General features: G+C 41.4%; 1 pseudogene. It reads right to left on the bottom strand.

Annotated elements, in window-relative coordinates:
* A pseudogene (locus EGI24_RS14240) lies at nt 1-582 on the bottom strand (hypothetical protein); the annotation flags it as partial.

Here is a 582-nt window from a genome sequence, read left to right as displayed (position 1 = left end):
TCTACCGTTGAATTACAACCAACCGCAACCAATCTTGCTTTTGCGGTATCACAAACTGTAACTTTATCTGTAGTAATCAATGGAGCATTTGGAACGCCTCCTATAGTAATTTTAACAATATTACTGTTTGGACTTTCTCCACATGAGTTTTGGCAAACAGCCGCATAATCTCCAGCTTGCGTAATTTTTATTGAAGCACCAGTTGCATTGTTAGACCATTTAACTGTACCTGAGCAGTTGGTAGCTGTCAAAGTGATTTCCTCATTTCCACAAATCTCAGTTTTGTTAGCAGAAATCACTGGTGCTACTGGTGATGGACTCGTTCCGATCGTTATCGTGTTTGAGTTTCCAGATGTTCCACAACTTGTCGTACACGTTGCCGTATAAGTTCCAGCTCCTACTTCTTTGGTAGTGCCTACTCCGCCACCTGACCATGTAATCGTTCCTCCTACACATCCTGTTGCTGTAATTGTCGCTTTATCTGTTCCACAAACAGTCGTTTTGGTAGATGAAATTAATGGGGCTACTGGGGCTGGTAAAATACTAACTTCAATCGATTCAGTACTTACTTCACAAAGGTTC

The organism is Lacihabitans sp. CS3-21, from assembly GCF_024343675.1.
Taxonomy (GTDB): Bacteria; Bacteroidota; Bacteroidia; order Cytophagales; family Spirosomataceae; genus Leadbetterella.
Note: the sequence above shows the minus strand (reverse complement) of the source record. Positions and strands in the feature narration are given on the sequence as shown.